The 17,176-nt window shown below is 62.4% G+C and carries 15 protein-coding genes; 4 read left to right on the top strand and 11 right to left on the bottom strand.

The genetic code is table 11. The features are described 5' to 3' along the window. Positions 1 to 64: 64 nt before the first annotated feature. Genes QRM57_RS11515 through QRM57_RS11500 form a run of 4 tightly spaced genes read right to left on the bottom strand, consistent with a single transcriptional unit; the run spans position 65 to position 2,289 of the window. Positions 65 to 826 (bottom strand): ABC transporter permease, encoded by a 762-nt coding sequence (locus tag QRM57_RS11515; RefSeq protein WP_284986695.1) that lies wholly within the window; start codon positions 824 to 826, stop codon positions 65 to 67. Beyond that, positions 823 to 1,596: an ABC transporter ATP-binding protein gene (locus tag QRM57_RS11510; protein ID WP_284986694.1), complete on the bottom strand. Its 774-nt coding sequence runs from the start codon at positions 1,594 to 1,596 to the stop codon at positions 823 to 825. The genes QRM57_RS11515 and QRM57_RS11510 overlap by 4 nt, the downstream gene beginning before the upstream one ends. Beyond that, positions 1,593 to 1,958, bottom strand: coding sequence for a DUF1048 domain-containing protein (locus QRM57_RS11505; protein ID WP_235521065.1), 366 nt, complete (start codon positions 1,956 to 1,958; stop codon positions 1,593 to 1,595). The genes QRM57_RS11510 and QRM57_RS11505 overlap by 4 nt, the downstream gene beginning before the upstream one ends. A gap of 1 nt (position 1,959) precedes the next feature. Then, the gene (locus QRM57_RS11500) at positions 1,960 to 2,289 is read right to left on the bottom strand and encodes a PadR family transcriptional regulator (RefSeq protein ID WP_235521063.1); all 330 of its coding nucleotides are present in this window, start codon (positions 2,287 to 2,289) and stop codon (positions 1,960 to 1,962) included. Positions 2,290 to 2,429: 140 nt separating this feature from the next. Between QRM57_RS11500 and QRM57_RS11495 the strand changes: the two genes are divergently transcribed. From QRM57_RS11495 to QRM57_RS11485, 3 genes are read left to right on the top strand one after another with little or no spacing between them, the layout of a single operon-like run. Then, positions 2,430 to 2,900, top strand: a complete 471-nt coding sequence (locus QRM57_RS11495) for a GNAT family N-acetyltransferase (RefSeq protein WP_284986768.1) — start codon at positions 2,430 to 2,432, stop codon at positions 2,898 to 2,900. Between the two features lie 42 nt (positions 2,901 to 2,942). Next, entirely contained in the window at positions 2,943 to 3,386 is a 444-nt protein-coding gene (locus QRM57_RS11490) for a MarR family winged helix-turn-helix transcriptional regulator (RefSeq protein WP_257370780.1), read from the top strand. 32 nt (positions 3,387 to 3,418) lie between these two features. Beyond that, positions 3,419 to 4,657: an MFS transporter gene (locus tag QRM57_RS11485; protein ID WP_284986693.1), complete on the top strand. Its 1,239-nt coding sequence runs from the start codon at positions 3,419 to 3,421 to the stop codon at positions 4,655 to 4,657. 54 nt (positions 4,658 to 4,711) lie between these two features. Here QRM57_RS11485 and QRM57_RS11480 read toward each other — a convergent pair whose 3' ends face one another. The 3 genes from QRM57_RS11480 to rraA all read right to left on the bottom strand — a co-directional run bounded on the left by QRM57_RS11480 (position 4,712) and on the right by rraA (position 9,018). Continuing rightward, entirely contained in the window at positions 4,712 to 6,181 is a 1,470-nt protein-coding gene (locus tag QRM57_RS11480) for a sugar porter family MFS transporter (protein ID WP_284986692.1), read from the bottom strand. Positions 6,182 to 6,758: 577 nt separating this feature from the next. After that, complete coding sequence (locus QRM57_RS11475; RefSeq protein ID WP_235521055.1) at positions 6,759 to 8,411, bottom strand: MDR family MFS transporter; 1,653 nt, start codon at positions 8,409 to 8,411, stop codon at positions 6,759 to 6,761. Between the two features lie 130 nt (positions 8,412 to 8,541). Further along, complete coding sequence (gene rraA, locus QRM57_RS11470) at positions 8,542 to 9,018, bottom strand: ribonuclease E activity regulator RraA (RefSeq protein ID WP_284986691.1); 477 nt, start codon at positions 9,016 to 9,018, stop codon at positions 8,542 to 8,544. A 154-nt stretch (positions 9,019 to 9,172) separates the two neighbouring features. On the opposite strand from rraA, the gene QRM57_RS11465 reads away from it, so the two are divergent. After that, positions 9,173 to 10,477 (top strand): MFS transporter, encoded by a 1,305-nt coding sequence (locus tag QRM57_RS11465; RefSeq protein WP_284986690.1) that lies wholly within the window; start codon positions 9,173 to 9,175, stop codon positions 10,475 to 10,477. Positions 10,478 to 10,479: 2 nt separating this feature from the next. Here QRM57_RS11465 and QRM57_RS11460 read toward each other — a convergent pair whose 3' ends face one another. The 4 genes from QRM57_RS11460 to QRM57_RS11445 form a co-directional block, all read right to left on the bottom strand. Then, positions 10,480 to 11,748, bottom strand: coding sequence for an FG-GAP-like repeat-containing protein (locus QRM57_RS11460; RefSeq protein WP_284986689.1), 1,269 nt, complete (start codon positions 11,746 to 11,748; stop codon positions 10,480 to 10,482). Between the two features lie 4 nt (positions 11,749 to 11,752). Continuing rightward, entirely contained in the window at positions 11,753 to 13,516 is a 1,764-nt protein-coding gene (locus QRM57_RS11455; RefSeq protein ID WP_284986688.1) for an FG-GAP repeat domain-containing protein, read from the bottom strand. A gap of 121 nt (positions 13,517 to 13,637) precedes the next feature. Continuing rightward, positions 13,638 to 15,743: an FG-GAP-like repeat-containing protein gene (locus QRM57_RS11450; RefSeq protein ID WP_284986686.1), complete on the bottom strand. Its 2,106-nt coding sequence runs from the start codon at positions 15,741 to 15,743 to the stop codon at positions 13,638 to 13,640. Between the two features lie 270 nt (positions 15,744 to 16,013). Next, entirely contained in the window at positions 16,014 to 17,162 is a 1,149-nt protein-coding gene (locus tag QRM57_RS11445) for an FG-GAP-like repeat-containing protein (RefSeq protein WP_284986684.1), read from the bottom strand. Positions 17,163 to 17,176: the final 14 nt, after the last annotated feature.

Genomic DNA, 17,176 nt, shown 5'->3' with positions numbered 1-17,176 from the left:
GTCTGCATGGCGAAAGCTCCCCTGGTGAGACAGGGAGCTTAGGCCGTTGTTTTGGTTGGTCGGGTCAGGCGATTTGGCGCTTGTAGGCTGCGGTGGCAAATACGTAGGCGAGGACCAGGATTCCCAAGCACCAGGCCAAGGCGACCCAGATGTCGCTGCCTACCGGGCGCTGCGCGAACAGATCCTGGATGGTGTTCACAATCGAGGTGACCGGTTGGTTCTCCGCGAACCAGCGAACCGGTCCCGGCATGGTCTCCGTGGGGACGAAGGCCGAGCTGATGAAGGGCAGGAAGATCAGCGGGTAGGAGAAGCCGCCGGCGCCATCCACCGACTTGGCAGACAGGCCTGCGATGATGGCGATCCAGGTGAGCGCCAGGGTGAACAATGCCAGGATTCCTGTCACGGCGAGCCACTCCAGCACGCTGGCTGAGGTGCGGAACCCCATGAGGAGCGCCACCAGCACGATGATCACCAGCGAGAGTCCGTTGGCAACGAGCGAGGTCAGGACGTGCGCCCACAACACCGACGAGCGTGCGATCGGCATGGACTGGAATCGCTCGAAGATTCCGCTCTGCATGTCGGTGAACAAGCGCACCGCGGTGTAGGCGATGCCTGAAGCGATGGCGATGAGCATGATTCCGGGGAGCAGGTAGTTGACGTAGTTCCCCGTATCGGTCCTGATGGCGCCGCCGAAGACGTAGACGAACAGCAGCATCAGGGCGACGGGTGTGATCGCGGTGGTGATGATGGTGTCCACGCTGCGGAAAATGTGCCGCATGGACCGCCCCAGCAGGACAGAGGTGTCTGCGAAGAAGTGGGTGTTCATGACCTGTCCTTTACTGAATCGTTGCTGCCTGTGCCCACGAGAGCCAGGAAGATGTCCTCCAGGCTGGGCTGCTTCTCGACGTATTCGATCTTGGCCGGTGGAAGGAGCTGCTTGAGTTCGGCGAGCGTTCCGTTCGCAATGATGCGGCCCTCATGAAGAATGGCAATGCGGTCTGCGAGTTGTTCGGCCTCGTCGAGGTACTGCGTGGTGAGCAGGACGGTGGTTCCTTGGTTGGCGAGCTTCTTGACGATATGCCAGACCTCTAGCCGGGCTTCGGGATCGAGGCCCGTGGTTGGCTCGTCGAGGAAGATCACTTTGGGGTCGCCGATCAAGCTCATGGCGATGTCCAGCCGGCGGCGCATGCCGCCGGAGTAGGCCGCCACTTTCCGGTTTCCGGCGTCGCTGAGGTTGAACTGGGCCAGCAACCCGTCCGCGATCCGGCCCGGGTTCTTCAGGTGGCGGAGCTTCGCCACCAGGACCAGGTTCTCCTTGCCCGTGAGGATCCCGTCCACCGCGGCGAACTGTCCGGTGAGGCTGATGGACTCCCGCACCCGCTGCGGCTCTGCCGCGACGTCAAAACCTTCGACGGCGGCCGTTCCGCCATCCGCTGTGAGCAGCGTGGACAGGATCTTCACCATGGTGGTCTTGCCCGCGCCATTGGAGCCGAGAAGGGCGAAGATGCTGCCTGACGCTACCTCGAAGTCCACCCCGCGGAGCACGTGGAGATCTTTGTAGGATTTCTCGATACCTTGGACGCTGATGGTCGTCATGATTCCGCTTCCTTTGCTTTATCGATGGCCTTGATGAGGCGATCGCGTTCCTTGTCGATCCAGCGCTTTCCGCCGTAGGCCTGTGCGAACGCTTCGGCGAATTCGATGGGGTCCTCGCCCACGATTTCGCTCACGGGCGTGCTGTCGATCGCGGCGCGCTCCCAGAGGTCTGCGAGGTCGGTGAACATCTGCACCATGGTGTCGCCTTCGGTGACGCCGCCGTAGTACATGAGGTACCGGTTGAAAGCCGTCGCTGCGGTGAGGTACGGCTCCGGCAGGGCCTCCAGCCGGGCCCTTGCCTGCTTGAACTGCTTCTTCTGCTCGAGTGATCCGGTGACCAGTTCGATCCATTTTGCTGCCATGTTATTTTCCTTCCTTGCGGAGCTGTTCGAGCCGTTCGGACAAGAAGCTCCAGGTGTTCCAAAATTCGTTGAGTTCTTTTTCGCCTTGGGTGTTGAGCGTGTACACCTTGCGGGGTGGCCCTTTTTCGGACGGCCGCTTCTCCACATCCACCAGGCCCTTTTGTTCGATCCTGACCAGCAGTGCGTACACGGTGCCTTCGGCGATCTCCGTGAATCCCTGCTCTCGGAGGAGCGTGGTGATTTCGTATCCGTAGGCTGCCTTTCCGGTCAGGAGGGCCAGGACGATTCCCTCCAATGTGCCTTTGAGCATCTCGGTCATTTGCTTGCCCATCAGACACCTCCATTCGCTACTCAGTATTACTAGCTACCACTACATAGTAGAACTAGGTACCGGTACTTAGCAATACTGAGTTCCAAGGAAGATGGCATGCTGGGCTGGTGACCACAGAATCCGGTTCCGCAACCACTTTGATGACCGCCGCCGTCGAGCCTGGAGTCTTCAGCCTCCGCCGCGCCCAAAAGGGCGACCTGCCGCGGATCCTCGCGCTGCTCGTTGATGACCAGCTCGGGGCCGCGCGCGAAAGTCTCGAGGATTTGGGCCCTTATGAGCTGGCTTTTGACGCGATCGACGGCGACCCTTCCCACCTTCTGGTAGTGGGCGAACTCCAAGGCGATGTCGTGGCCACTTTCCAGCTCAGCTTCCTCCCGGGGCTTTCGCGGAAGGGGTCGTGGCGGGCGCAGATCGAAGCGGTCCGGGTGTCTGATGTCCTGCGTGGCCAGGGTGTTGGTGCGTTGATGATCGAGTGGGCCGTTGACCAGGCGCGGGAGCGTGGATGCTCGCTGGTCCAGCTCACCACGGACAAGTCACGGGTCGATGCGCACCGTTTCTACGAGCGCCTGGGCTTCGTTGCGAGCCACGAAGGCATGAAGCTCGCGCTCTAGCCGCTTGACTATTAGGTACCCTAACTATTAGGCTACCTAAATATGACGAGCACTTCGGATAACGCCCTTACCAACCTCGCGAAGGAATACCGCGAGGCCCTCCGTTTGGGCGTCTATATGTTCCGCCGCCTGGACCCGGAAGGCGAACTCACTGCCGCGCAGCTGAGCCTGCTCTCCATGATCCAGGACGCCGGCCTCAGGGTGGGCGACATCGCCAAGAACCTGGGGATCAAAGTCCCGAGCGCCACGGAGCAGATCATCAAGCTCGAGCGGGCAGGCCTGGTCACCCGCCAGCCCGACCCCGACGATTCCCGGGCCGTCCAAGTGGCCGTCACCCACGCCGGGAAAGCCGCCGTCGAGTCTGCCGACAAGCGGCGCAACGCCATGGTGGCCGAACTGCTACACGGCCTCAGCAGCCAGGAGATTGAGCAGCTCGCGGCCGCACTGCCAGTGATCGCCAAGCTCAACAGTTCATTCCAGAACTAACCAGAATCAACGCACCGACAAGGAGCCATTGAATGTCACGCCCGTTGGCTGACGCTTCAGCAAGCGCCGAAACAACCATCGAAAACACCCTCGAGGCTGAGAAAGCATCCCTCCTCAAACAGCCGAAGGCTGTATGGGCCACCGCCCTAGCGGCAGTTTTCGCGTTCATGGGCATCGGGCTCGTGGACCCCATCCTCCCTGCGATCGCCAAGAACCTCGAGGCGTCCACCAGCGAAGTGTCGTTGTTGTTCACCAGCTACTTCCTGGTGACCGCCGTCGCGATGCTGATCAGTGGCTTCGTGTCTTCCCGCATCGGCGGCAAGAAGACCCTGCTCATCGGTCTGGCGATCATCGTGGTGTTCGCGTCGCTCTCCGGCTTGTCCGGCAGCGTTGAACAGCTGGTGGGCTTCCGCGCCGGTTGGGGCCTCGGCAACGCGTTGTTCGTTGCCACGGCGCTGGCTGTCATTGTCGGCGTGGCCAGCGGTGGAACCGGCACGGCCATCATCCTGTACGAAGCCGCCCTTGGCTTGGGTATCTCGCTTGGCCCACTGTTGGGCGCACTCCTTGGTGGGTGGCAGTGGCGTGCACCGTTCTTCGGCACGGCAGTCCTCATGGCCGCCGCCTTCATTGCCCTGCTGGCGCTGCTGCCTAAAACACCAGCCCCGGCCAAAAAATCGCGGCTCCGCGACCCGCTGCTGGCGCTTGGGCACAAGGGCCTCCGCACCACGGCCGCCAGCGCACTGTTCTACAACTACGGCTTCTTCACCATCCTGGCCTTCACGCCGTTCATCCTGGGCATGGACGCTTACGGGATCGGCGGCGTGTTCTTCGGTTGGGGCGTCGCCGTGGCCGTCTTCTCGGTGTTCGTCGCTCCCGTCCTGCAGAGGCGCTTCGGTGCCGTCAAGGTCCTGACGGGCACGCTGGCCGCACTGATGCTCGACCTGCTCGGGCTGGGACTGGCCGCGGGGCACTCGGTGACTGCCGTCGTCGTGCTTGTCATCGTGGCCGGTGCCCTGCTGGGCATCAACAACACGGTCTACACCGAGCTGGCCATGGGCGTCTCGGATTCGCCGCGTCCTGTCGCCTCAGCCGGTTACAACTTTGTCCGCTGGATGGGTGGAGCGCTGGCTCCGTTCGCGGCGGCCCAGCTGGGCGAGCACTTCGGCCCGCAGGTGCCGTTCTTCGCTGGGGCGGTGGCCATGGTGATCGCGATCCTCGTAGCCTTCGGAGGCCGCCGTTACCTCAGTTCGCACGAGCCGCACCTGGTGTAACGCTTCCCACCAAGAAAACGAGCCCCGCGGTAATCCGCGGGGCTCGTTGTGCGTCTACTTGACTTCGTCCGAGGTGACCGGCAGCGGCGCTACCGGCGCCCCCTTGGGAACGAACAGTGTCTCGGCCTGCTCAAGGGACATGCCGTTCGTCTCGGGAACCTTGAACATCACAAAGAAGAACGACGCCGCCGCGAACGCTGCGTACATGGCGTACGTCAGGGGCAGCGAACCTGCCGCCATGATGGGGAAGCTGAGCGTGATGGCAAAGTTCGCGATCCATTGCGCGGCCGCGGCCAGGCCCAGGGCGCGGGCACGGATACGGGACGGGAAGATCTCGCCCAGCAGGACCCACACCAGCGGACCCCAGGAAGCCCCAAAGCTGACGACGAAGACGTTCGCAGCGACCAAGGCCACGGGTCCCCAAGCGCCGGGCAGCGAGATCTCGGAACCCGTTCCAGTCGCCGAGGAGAACGCCAACGCCATGACAGCCAAGGAGACGGCCATGCCGATCGAACCGGTCAGCAGGATGGGCCGGCGGCCGATGCGGTCCACCAGCGCAATGGCCACCAGTGTCACCAGGATGTTGGTGACGGAGGTAGCAACGGAGATGGTCAGGGAGTCCTTTTCCTGGAACCCGACTGCCTTCCAGAGCGTCGTTGAATAGTAGAAGATCACGTTGATGCCCACGAACTGCTGCAGGACCGACAAGATGATGCCGATCCACACCACGGGGAGCAGGCCGAACCGGTTGCCGCGGAGGGAGCCCTTCTTGGTGGAAAGCTTTTCCTGCTGGATGGACTCGCGGATCTCGCGGATGTGCCGTTCGATGTCGTCGCCCGGGATGAGCCTCTGGAAGATGCCGCGGGCCTGGTCTTCCTTGCCGTTAAGCACCAGGAAGTGCGGGGACTCGGGCAGGCGGAACGCGATCAAGCCGTACACGGCAGCCGGGACGGCGCAGGCGATGAACATCCAGCGCCACGCCTCGATCCCCAGCCACAGCATTCCACCGGCACCGCCGGCTGTGTTGGCAAGGACAGCGTCGGAAAGAAGCGCCGCAAAGATACCTGTGGTGATGGCCAGCTGCTGAAGTGAAGCGAGGCGCCCGCGCACGTGCCGCGGGGAGATCTCGGAAATGTATGCGGGAGCAATGACGGAGGCCAGTCCGATGCCCAACCCGCCTACCAGCCGCCAGAAGACGAGGTCCCACACGCTGAACGCCAGGCCCGTTCCGACGGCACTCACCAGGAAGAGGAGGGCACCGATTTTCATGGCGGGGATACGGCCGTAGCGGTCGGCTACTTTGCCGGCCAGGTAGGCACCCGCGGCACAGCCCAACAAGGCAACCGCGACTGCGAAGCCCGTTACTGCCTCGCTCATGACGAACTCGTCTGCCATTGCGTCCACGGCGCCGTTAACAACGGACGAATCGAAGCCGAAGAGGAAGCCGCCCACCGCGCCGGCAACGGCCAGGCCGATCACCTTCCGCGAAACTGGGGGTGCGCCTTCGGTGCTGGAACTGGACATGGGACTCCCTTTGGGAATGGTGGTGTGGGATCGCGGTGCGGGACGTCGTCGGCTGTTCCGACGGGGACGCCGGTGCACTCGCGCTACACAGTGTGGCACGGCCCGTCACGCAAGTTCCAGTCAAGGCCTGCCAGATGACCTGTGTTCACTTTCTTAACCCAATAGGGGCTGGCTGTGAGCTGAGTGTTCCCTGATAGCTTCACCGGGTTTGTTTTCGGGGCTAAAAACTCCTTGTTGGATCAACTAATTGAACACAAAGCACGACGGCGGTCCTTGGGTCTGGTGGCAAACCCAAGGACCGCCGTCGGCCGCTCCCCAACCGTTCCCCATGTTCAAGGGTCCGCATTTCAGTCCACGGATCGATTACGGCGTGCTAGCCCAAAACTGCGCGCCATGATGGAGGCTGGATTCACGTTGCCGTCCGAGATGGGCGATCGGGACCTGCGGGGCGATGTTGAACGTGCGCTCCGGCTTGTTCGGGTCGCCTACTGATCTGGACCTGCTTCTCACGACAAAAGAACGGCAGGCAGTCCGGGGACTGCCTGCCGTTCTTTCTGCCGTGGAGCTGAATCCGGTGCTAGTGCGCCGGAACGGAATCCTTGGCCGCGGCCTTGGGATCCGTGAGCTTCTTGTTGGGCAATGCGAAGCTGATCAGGAACGCGATGATCATGAGCCCGGCCGCAGTCAGCATGACCACATCGATGGCTTGGGCAAATCCTTCGGTGATGGGCCGGGTGAGCGTGCTGTTGGCCGAATGCAACCAGCTGGTGTCGTTCAGCGAGTCGTTATTGGCGCCGTTCTTGAAGAAATCAAAAAGCTTGGCATTCGCAGGGTCTGAGGCCACGGCTGGATCCCGCATGACGGCTTGGTAGTCAGGGCTGGCCGCGGCCGTCTTCATGCCATCGGCGATCTTGTCAGCTGCCGTGCTGAACAGCATGGAGATGAACACTGCCGTGCCCACTGCGCCACCCATGGAGCGGAAGAACGCAGCCGTGGAAGTACCCACGCCCATATCCTTCGGCGGAACCGAGACCTGCATGGCAAGCGTGAGCGGCTGCATGCAGAAGCCCAAGCCGACACCGAAGAACACCGCAATCAATCCGGGAACCCACAGGCCTGTGTCGACTCCCAGTACGAAGCCCATGACGGTAGCCGCGGCTGCCAGGATCGCGGTTCCCAGGATGGGGAAGATCCGGTAAACGCCGGATGAGGAGATGGTCCGCCCTGCCGAAATGGAACCGAAGAGGATGCCGACGGTAAAAGTGATCATCATCAGGCCTGCCTCAGTGGGGGTGAGGCCCTTCACCAGCTGCAAGTACATGGGCAGCATGGCAATCGCACCGAACATGCCGATACCAATGATGAAGTTCAACAGCGAGGACAAGCCGAAGGTGGTGTTGCTGAAGAGGCGCAACGGGATCAGCGCGTAGTCGCCGGCACGCTTCTCAACCAGCAGGAATGCCACGATGCCGATGACGCCGAGGCCGTAGCAGAGCCACGACCCGCCCGAAGACCATCCCCACGTGCGTCCTTGTTCAGCAACCAGCAGCAACGGAACGATGGCCAAAGTGATGGCCGCCGCGCCCCAATAGTCGATCTTCTGCTTCACATGACGGGCAGGCAGGTGCAGGTACAGGAAGACCACCACAAGCGCAGCAAGGCCGATAGGCAGGTTGATGAAGAACACCCAGCGCCAGCCATCGAAGCCGAGGATGTTGGCTGAGCCGGCGAAAGCGCCACCAATTACTGGGCCAAGAACAGAGGAAATACCGAAGACGGACATGAAATAGCCCTGGTACTTTGCCCTGTCCTTCAGCGCAACGATGTCGCCGATGATGGTCAGCGCCAATGCCAGCAAGCCGCCGGCGCCAAGCCCCTGGATGCCACGGGCAATGGCGAGCTCAGTCATGGAGTGGACCGAGCCCGCGTACAGGGAGCCAGCCAGGAACACCAGGATGGCAGTGAGGTACAGCGGCCGACGGCCAAAGATGTCGCTGAGCTTGCCATAGAGCGGCGTGCTGACGGTCGACGTGATGAGGTAAGCAGTGGTGGCCCATGCCTGGAGGGACAAACCATCCAGGTCGTTGGCGATGGTGTAGATGGACGTGGACACGATGGTTTGGTCCAACGACGATAGGAACATGCCGAGCATGAGTCCCACCATGACGGTGAGCGTCTGACGATGCGTCAGCACCTCACCGGCGGCCCGCACGGGCGTGGATTTGGACATATCTTCTCCAGAGATGGCAGAAAAGGGATTAAGCAGGATAGTTGCTTTCAGTAACTATCCTAATGCCTGTTTGATTCCCGGAGTGAGAATATTTCCTGGGCAGGGTCCGTTGTTGACGGGGCCGGCGGTATCAGCGCTCCACCAGGATGCCGTCCGGGTCGCAGTAAATCATCACGCCCGGTCGAACACGAACGCCATCAATGACAAGCTCGACATCTGCCTCGCCTGCACCGGTTTTGCTGCTCTTTCTGGGGTTGCTGCCGAGGGCCTTGACACCCAGGGGCAAACCGGAGATGGCCACGCGGTCCCGGACAGCGCCGTTGATGACCACACCGGCCCATCCGTTGGCCACGGCGCTCTCAGCGATCATGTCGCCCATGAGTGCCGTTCGCAGGGATCCCTGGCCATCGATCACCAGGACGGCTCCCTCTCCTGGTGACCCGAGCACAGTCTTGACCAAGGCATTGTCCTCGAGGCACCGAATGGTCCGCACGGGCCCACTGAAGTTCGAGCGTCCGCCGAGGTCCAGGAACTGCAGGGATATGGACTCAAGTTCTTCGCCGCGTTCGTCGTAGAGGTCGGCGGTATTGGGGTGCTCGTTCACCATGTTGCTCCTTCGTCGGTTCATGCCACAGTAACCTCCCGCGTTCCCTCCCACCGCGCACTTTTCGGGCATATGTGGATAAAGGTCAGGATGGCGGTCCGGTGTCGTCCCGCCACGCTAGGCTGAATCCAAAGATTGATACGAGGGGGAATCGTCCATGAGCCTGTCCGACCTTCCGGGCCCGGTGCCGGACCCAACCGCCATCCACGGCGGCACCGCCACGGCACTCGCCGAGCCGGTTGATCGGGTCAGGCCGCTTTGGGTCACTGGCGTGGTGCTGGTCAACCTGGGCATCAACGCCGCGTTTTTTGGTCCCCTCCAGGTGCTTCTGGGTCAGCAGGCCGCGCACTTTGACGAGGGCCAGAAGGAAGCGATCCTTGCGCTGGTGACGGGGTGCGGTGCGGCCGTTTCGATGGTGGCCAACCCCTTGTTCGGCGCCTTCAGCGACCGGACTACCTCCCGCTTTGGGCGCCGTGTCCCATGGGTCCTCATGGGTGCCATTCTCGGCGCAGTCGCCCTTGTCGCCTTGGCAGGTGCTCCGAACGTTGCCGTGATGGCGTTCCTGTGGTGCCTGGTGCAGGCCGGCGCCAACGCCATGTACGCCGCAATAACGGCCGCTGTCCCGGACCGCGTTCCTGTGCCCCAGCGTGGAACGGTGGGCGGCCTGGCTGCCATGGGACAAACGGTAGGCATCCTCGTTGGTGCCGTGATCGCGGCCGTCGTGGCCGGAAACTTTGCCGCCGGGTACTGGGTGTGCGCAGCGGCGCTGTTGGCCGGCGTCGTGCTTTACCTGTTCAGGAGCGACGACCAACCCTTGCCGCAGCAGGAGCGGCCGCCGTTCGGCCTGTGGCGGTTCGTCGGGGGCTTCTGGGTTTCGCCCAAACGCTATCCGGATTTCGCCTGGGCTTGGCTGACCCGGCTCCTGGTCAGCACCGGTAACCACATGGTCACGCTGTATCTGCTCTTTTTCCTCAGCGATGTCGTCCGGCTTAAGGAAACGGAGGGTATTGAGCCGGAATTTGGCGTGCTTGTCTTGACCGGCCTTTACGCGGTGACCGTCATCATCACCAGCGTGCTGGGCGGACGGCTGAGTGACCGGATGGGCAGGCGGAAGCCCCTGGTCATAGCATCGTCAGTCATCATCGCTGCAGCGTCTCTGATCCTTGCTTTTGCCCCTACCTGGGTTGGGGGACTTGCAGGCGCGGCGGTACTTGGAATCGGTTTCGGAGCCTACCTTGCGGTGGACTTCGCGCTCATCACCCAAGTCCTCCCAACGGCGTTGGACCGCGGCCGCGACCTCGGTGTCATCAACATCGCGAATTCCCTTCCTCAAGTGCTCGCCCCGGCGATTGCCTTCCTGTTTGTTGACTCCTTGGGCGGCTACGTTTCGTTGTACATAGCCGCCGCAGTCATTGGGCTCCTCGGTGCCGTGTTCGTTGTGAAGATCAAGAGCGTTGACTAGGCCTAGAAGACGGCCGTGAAGCCACCCCAGCCCCAACCAACGACGGATTGTCCGTACCACCGGATGTCCGGTCGCCCGCTGGTCAGGTAATCGGAACCGTTGCCGTAATACATGGTCAACTGCCCTCCGGAATTGATGCTGTAAGCGTCCATCTTGTTGTCCCCGTTGAAGTCGCCGGCAGAACCCACGGTGGTCATACCGCCAAATCCGGTACCGATGCGCTCAGTACCCGCAAACCATCCGTTGCGGGAAGACTCATGCAACGTCAGGTCCCCATAGATGTCTCGGGAGACAACACCCAGTTTGCTCGTGCCTCCGAAGTGGCCGATTGCGAATACAGGACTCTGGTTGATCCAGTAGGTATCCACCCCGTACGGCTGCAGGAATCCGCCCCGTCCGTTGCCCGGGTACAGAATCGCTTGATACCAGTGATCAACAACAAGCAGATCATTGGTCCCATCGCCGTTGAAGTCGCCGGCGCCTGAGATGGTTCTGAAGTCCTGCCAGCCCTGGCCGATCTGGAAGGCGTTCTTCCAACCTCCGCTTCCGTTGCCCTGGTACAGGAAAAGTCGTCCTTGGGCGTCCCGGCCAATAACGTCCACTGTGCCGTCACCATCGAAGTCTCCGGGCGAAAACAGGGTGTTGAAGACGTTCCAACCGGTGCCGAGGACTTGTGCCGGACGCCAGTTGCCCCTGCCATCGGTGGGGTAAAGGAGAAGCCGGCCGGCGGCGTCACGCGCAAAGATGTCCAGGGTGCCATCGCCGTTGAAGCCCCGTGCCCGCGGTTTCGCCGCAATTCGCAGCGGATAGTCCGCTTGCAGCGTCAGGCGTGATTCTGCGTCGAAGGAGACGGTGACAAGAACACCAACCACCCTGCCCAGGTCCACAGCCGTGGCCCGGTACGTCGAGCCCGTAGCGCCGGGGATTGCTTGGCCGTCCCGTGTCCATTTGTAGCTGAAGGCAGGCGTTCCGCCCGCTGGAACCACAAAGGGTGCGTAGCCTCCCAACTCGGCGCTGAGCACGCCACCCACCGTGGGGTCCCCGTTGAGCTGCGGCTGCCCCATGAATACCTGCCGGGGCGAGGCTGCCACGAAGGAAGCCGCATGAGCCGGAGTGGATGACGGCGCGGCGGTGGCCGGACCGGCTGCAACAGGAGCGGCCAAGGCTCCGGCACCGGCAATCACCGATGTTGTCAGTAGTGCGAGGACGCGGCGCACCTGGCTGGTTGCGGACGATCGCAGGATATTTACATGCTCCAAAGTTTCCCCCAAGTGGCTAGAAGACGGCGGTGAGATAGCCCCAGCCAGTGCCGATCTGGTACGACTGCCGGTACGAGTAGCTGTCTGTGCTCATTTCTTCGCCGCGGAATACGCCTTGGTCAGTCACACTGAAGAAGTAGTTATAAATCTCTCCTGGATTGAAGCCGCCCAAGGGACCCATGTACCGGTTGGAAGCGTAGTTTCCGTCCAGAACCCGGGAAGAAGTCCATCCACCCTTGCCATCGGGATAGTAGGCGTTCAGCCTTCCGTCCGTTCCTCTCGCAAGGATGTCGGAGACGCCATCGCCGCTGAAATCGCCCGGGGTAAACACCTTGTTGAAGATATTCCACCCCTGCCCGACTTGCGATGCCGGAAGCCATCCACCACGGCCGTTGCCGGGGTAGAGGAAGAGCCTACCCTGGGCGTCGCGGGCCAGGACGTCGCTGGTACCGTCACCATTGAAGTCACTGGCGGGAATGATCTCGCTGAAGACACCCCACCCGGTACCAATGACTGAGGAGCCCAGCCAGCCGGCGCGTCCATTCCCCCGGTACAGCCACAGCTGTCCTGAGGTGTCCCGGGCCAGGACGTCCATGAAGCCATCACCGTCAAAGTCGCCGGGAGATGAGAGGGACGTGAAGCCGGCCCAGCCCCACCCTACGTCCTTGCTTCCGCTCGCGAAATCTCCTCCGGGGGCGCCGGAGAACAGCGTCAGCGTGCCATTCGGCTTCCTGGTGATCACGTCCGGCCGCGAGTCGCCATCGAAGTCGCGCAGGAGCGAGTGCATCCTGATCCTCGGGTCCGATTGGCTGCGGAAGATGCCCACCACACTGCCGCCGTAGCTGACCACCGCCGCGACGCCGATTTGCTTACCGACCTCATAGGGCTTGGGGACGTACGTGTCGCCGGTGGCCCCGGCTATGGGCTTATCCATGTCTACAAGCCATTGGTAGCTCACCGATGGTTTGGCTCCTGCCGGCAGTCCTTTGATGGTTGATGCATTGAACACTGCTTTGATGGGAGTGCGGACCGAGACATTGGGAGCCATGTACGGTTCGGTTGCATCCACCAGGTAGAAGGGTGCGGTTTCCACGGTTTCGGGAAGGCGTCCCGGTGCCATGGCCGTGAGCTTCAGGGTCAGGCCGGACCCCGTTCCGGCATAGGAGTCCCGAACGTAGAAATCCGCTGCGTCAGCGTTTTGCCGGACGCCATCCCTGAACCATTCGTAGCTGTACGACGACGGCGGAGCCGACCATGTCCCGTGATCAACAGAGAACGAGGCGGAGGAGTATCCGGCCTCTTTGCGGATGCCAAGTCTGGGGGAAACCAGATTGGGATTGGGAACCAGGGCACTGGCGGGGTTGTTCACGGTGAAGTCGAGGCTTTCCCACGACACCGGCAGAGTGGGTTGATTGGGGGAGCCGCGGTAGTACGCCAGGGAGTCGGAGCCGTAGTAAATGACTATGCTCTGCAGCTTGTGCAGGCCATGGGAGAAGGCGCCGGCCGTGACCGGAGTTGATGCAGTTGCCGTGAGTGGGCCGGCAGCGGGCGTGCCGGTCCATTCAAGGCGGTTTTCGGTGACCAGGGATCCGTCTTTGTAGACGAAGACCACCCGCTGGGCGCGCTGGGCCAAGGTGAAGTTGATCTGGACTGCGGAGCCAGGGGTAACGCTTTCCGGCGAAGCGCGTTTCATGGCTGTGACCTGCGGCGCGGGTTGGTCAGCCGCCATGGCAGGCGAGCCCGTCAACACGGCCCCTGGTGCAACCAGGGCTGCGGACATGGCCAGCCCCATGAGGAGTCCAAGAAGTCGATGCGCGGAACGTTTACGACCAGTCTGTGCTGGGGTGGTTACGGTCAAGGGGTCCCCCGGTGATGAGTAGACGGTGCGGGCTGGGCGTGGGTCAGAAGACGGTGTTGAAGGCGTTCCAGCCCCAACCGATGGTGGCTTGGCGTTTCAGCGCGATGTGGCCCAGCCCGTAGAACATGGTGAGCCGTCCATCGGGGTGGATTCCGAACACTTCCGGAACCCCGTCGCTGTCGAAGTCACCCGGAGCGCCGATGCGGCTGAAGCCTCCCCAGCCATAACCCGCGTAAGCCCCGAAGGCATTGGGTGTCCACGCGTTGTCAGCGAAGTATCCATTGCCGGCCCCCGTGTACTTCCTCAGGTTGCCCTCGCGGTCACGGGCGAAGATGGAGCTTGTGGCTGGAGAGACGAAGGCATCGAAGTCACCCCAGCCGCCGCTGAGCGTGTATGGAGTGAGGAAGCCGCCCCGACCGTTTCCGGGATACATCACCATGGTGTTGGACGAATCCCTGACAATGAGATCAGCCGTTCCGTCACCGTTGAAGTCGCCAGGGGCCACAATGTCTTTAACGGCACCCCACCCTTGGCCAATCTGGTAGGAGCGGAGCCATCCACCCTGGCCGTTGCCTTGGTAGAGGAATAACCTTCCGGCACTGTCCCTCGCCATGACATCGACGTTTCCGTCGCCGTCGAAGTCTCCGGGCGAAAGCAGGGAGGTGAAGCCGCCCCATCCTTGGCCGATCTTCTGTGCCGGCAACCAGCCGCCGCTCCCATTGCTGGGGTATAGCCAGAGGTTGCCACCGGCGTCACGGGCGAATATGTCGCCAGTGCCGTCCGCGTTGAATCCCTTGCCCCGGGTCTTGTCTGAAATGCGGCCCCTGAGGTCCACCACTTCGGTGACCACAGTGCCGGCGTCGAAGCGTGCGGTGACCCCTGCCGTGATGATGACGCCCTTGTCCTCCAGCGTGGGCTTGTATTCCCTGGAGGTTGCGCCGGGAATGGGAGTTCCGTTGCGCTTCCAGACGTAGGTGTAACTGGGTTGTCCGCCAACGGGGTCAACCCCGGCGGCCCCATGATCCAGCCTTAGCAGGCCGCCAACGGATGCATCGCCGTTGATGTTCAAATTGCCCACCCAAGCGCGGCGCGGCATGGGTCCAACAGGGGTCAAGGAGACGACGGCGGGTAGGTACCCGGCTGCCCGGGCGGTAAATCGCACCCAGATCATGTTTCCTGGGTCCACGGCCATGTTGGACTGGTAGGTGTTCTGAATGGCGTAGTCGATGGGAGTGCCATTCCTGTACCACTGGTAATCGGAAAAGGAAGGTTCCGACGGCCAGGTCCCGGAGTTGATGCCGAGAACCGTGTTGTACACCATCGCTCCACTGATGCCCGGGGCCACAGTTGGAATGAGTTTCGGCAGTACGTTTGCCGGGTTATTGACTGCGAAGTTGCCTCCGGCGAGTTCTGCGCGGCCTACGTTGCCCGTGGGTACAGCCGATGTCCGTTCCAGGGAGCCGTCACGGTGGTACGTGTCCTTGGCCAGCCCATCGAAGTAGGTGATCTCCACGCGTTCCAGAGTGTAAGCACCTGCTGCCTGCGCGGCCGTAACCGCTGCTGTTGCCGTGACCGTTTGCGGCCCGGACGCGGGGTTCCCTGCCCATGCCAGCTCGAAGGTGGTTACCTCGGACGGGTCCCGATAAACCAGCCTGACAGCCTGGGCAAGCTGGGACAGCTTGACCTGGACTCCTGCCGTCTGTCCGGGAGCGAACGTGGCCTTGGCAGGAACAAGGGCCACCGGGACCGGTGCCACGTAGGGGAGCAGCGGGTTCCTCACTTTGAAGTCCTGCGCGGCTGGATCACCGAAAGGCGTGGTTCCTGTTGCTGGTGGGTAAATGCTGCCTCCCCGGTAATAGACCTGGGAGGCGCCCGCCGTCGTAATTATCTGGACGTAGCTGACCTCGATTGCCCCGGACGGCCATGAGGAAGCAGAAGCCACGCCCGACACCAGGCCCTTTTGGGCGCCGGCCGGTTCAACCCATGCCATGGTGTGGCTTCCGGCTACGCTGCGCAATCCCACTTCCACCCGCTTTACGGGCACTGAGGTGGCAAAACTGAAACTCACAGAGCCGCCGGCATCCACAGTGGCCGCCGACGTCCGCGCGAAGGCGGAGAGAACGGGACCGGCCGCGTTCGCAGGCAGCACTGGTGTCAACAAAAGAGCGGTCAGGGCGACCACCAAGGCGATCAGCAGAGTATGGGCTGATGTGGACGCAGAGTGAGAGCGAGCTGCGTTAGAGTGCGCAGCAGGATGAGACCCCAAAGATTCCCCCAGAAGTACAGGCCAGCACGGCCTGTAGAGGCCAATTGAGATGAGGATACAGCCACGTGGCCCCGGGAAACGCAGATGGGAGTGAAACACCGAAATTGATATGAATGTGACGCACGTCAAGTGCGCATATCAACCGAAATCGGCTTAGAAAAGGGCCGTGAACCCGCCCCAGCCCCAGCCGATGACGCCGGAACCGTTCCAGCCGCCGTCGCCGTCGCCGTAATACGCCATCAGTTGGCCCGAGCTGTCCACGGCGTAGACGTCCACGTTGCCATTGCCGTCAATGTCCCCGGCAGAGCCTATGGTGCCCATACCGCCCCAGCCTTGGCCGACAACGGACATGGTGGTAAAGCCGCCGCCGCCGTTGCCACGGTAGAGGCGAAGCGCTCCGGAGGTATCGCGCGCCAGGACGTCCACTGCGCTGTCGCCGTTGAAATCTCCCGGGGTGATGATCTTGTTCACCACATTCCAGCCGCTTCCCACCAAGGAACGTGCCAGCCACCCGCCCTTTCCGTTGCCGGGGTACAGATACAGGAGGCCATTGGCGTCCCGGGCCAGGAGGTCGTTGGCACCATCGCCGTTGAAGTCGCCGGGGGCCACGATCATGGTGAATGCGTTCCAGCCACTGCCGACCTGCCGGCCTGCGTAAAACCCGCCGTTGCCCGTGCCTGCGTAGACGAAGAGGTTGCCCGCTGCGTCCCTTGCCAGGATGTCGTTGACGCCGTCTCCGGTGAAGTCTCCGGGGGAGAGGACAGTGGTGAAGCCGTTCCATCCCGGGCCCACTGTCCTAGGGGATTCCCAGGTGTTGTTGACGCGGGAGTACAGCATGAGGGTGCCATCCGTCCGGCGGGCCAGGAGTTCGTGGGCGCCACGGCCGGTGAACCCGTTGGCGCGGTTGGACGCTGCAATCGGTGCGGTTTCTTCGCTGCTGACCTCTTGGGGGTCACAGCCGTTCTGGCTGGCCACCACGTGTGCCGCGATCGTCTTCCCGCGGTCGTTTACGTCCAGGGTGTACTGATAGAAGTTCGGATGGTCGGTGGCAGGGACACCGTCGCGCGTCCAGTAGACCCGGTAGTCCGGGCCCGCCGCAGCGCCGCAGCCAGAGTAGGTGCCCGGCTCAATCTCCAGCGTGAGCGTGGAGCCCACATACGGAGCGCCGTGGATCACGGGATTGTCCGGATCCATGGTGGCCATGGCGGGCGCGGGTGATACGGCCATCGCGGCAACCACAGCCGCGGCGAAACCCGCCACGATCCGGCGCACGCCGGACGTCGGGCGCTTTGAAGCCTTCATGGTGTCCTCCCCAG

Source organism: Arthrobacter sp. fls2-241-R2A-172, from assembly GCF_030208885.1.
In the GTDB taxonomy this organism is placed as follows: domain Bacteria; phylum Actinomycetota; class Actinomycetes; order Actinomycetales; family Micrococcaceae; genus Arthrobacter.
The sequence above is the reverse complement of the archived record's forward strand: the minus strand, read 5'-3'. Positions and strand labels throughout refer to the sequence as shown.

What these genes read in the sequence shown, in the direction of transcription:
- QRM57_RS11515 (WP_284986695.1), bottom strand. Translation starts at nt 826, where the DNA reads ATGAACACCCACTTCTTCGCAGACACCTCTGTCCTGCTGGGGCGGTCC.
- QRM57_RS11510 (WP_284986694.1), bottom strand. Translation starts at nt 1,596, where the DNA reads ATGACGACCATCAGCGTCCAAGGTATCGAGAAATCCTACAAAGATCTC.
- QRM57_RS11505 (WP_235521065.1), bottom strand. Translation starts at nt 1,958, where the DNA reads ATGGCAGCAAAATGGATCGAACTGGTCACCGGATCACTCGAGCAGAAG.
- QRM57_RS11500 (WP_235521063.1), bottom strand. Translation starts at nt 2,289, where the DNA reads ATGGGCAAGCAAATGACCGAGATGCTCAAAGGCACATTGGAGGGAATC.
- QRM57_RS11495 (WP_284986768.1), top strand. Translation starts at nt 2,430, where the DNA reads ATGACCGCCGCCGTCGAGCCTGGAGTCTTCAGCCTCCGCCGCGCCCAA.
- QRM57_RS11490 (WP_257370780.1), top strand. Translation starts at nt 2,943, where the DNA reads ATGACGAGCACTTCGGATAACGCCCTTACCAACCTCGCGAAGGAATAC.
- QRM57_RS11485 (WP_284986693.1), top strand. Translation starts at nt 3,419, where the DNA reads ATGTCACGCCCGTTGGCTGACGCTTCAGCAAGCGCCGAAACAACCATC.
- QRM57_RS11480 (WP_284986692.1), bottom strand. Translation starts at nt 6,181, where the DNA reads ATGTCCAGTTCCAGCACCGAAGGCGCACCCCCAGTTTCGCGGAAGGTG.
- QRM57_RS11475 (WP_235521055.1), bottom strand. Translation starts at nt 8,411, where the DNA reads ATGTCCAAATCCACGCCCGTGCGGGCCGCCGGTGAGGTGCTGACGCAT.
- rraA (WP_284986691.1), bottom strand. Translation starts at nt 9,018, where the DNA reads ATGGTGAACGAGCACCCCAATACCGCCGACCTCTACGACGAACGCGGC.
- QRM57_RS11465 (WP_284986690.1), top strand. Translation starts at nt 9,173, where the DNA reads ATGAGCCTGTCCGACCTTCCGGGCCCGGTGCCGGACCCAACCGCCATC.
- QRM57_RS11455 (WP_284986688.1), bottom strand. Translation starts at nt 13,516, where the DNA reads ATGTCCGCAGCCCTGGTTGCACCAGGGGCCGTGTTGACGGGCTCGCCT.
- QRM57_RS11445 (WP_284986684.1), bottom strand. Translation starts at nt 17,162, where the DNA reads ATGAAGGCTTCAAAGCGCCCGACGTCCGGCGTGCGCCGGATCGTGGCG.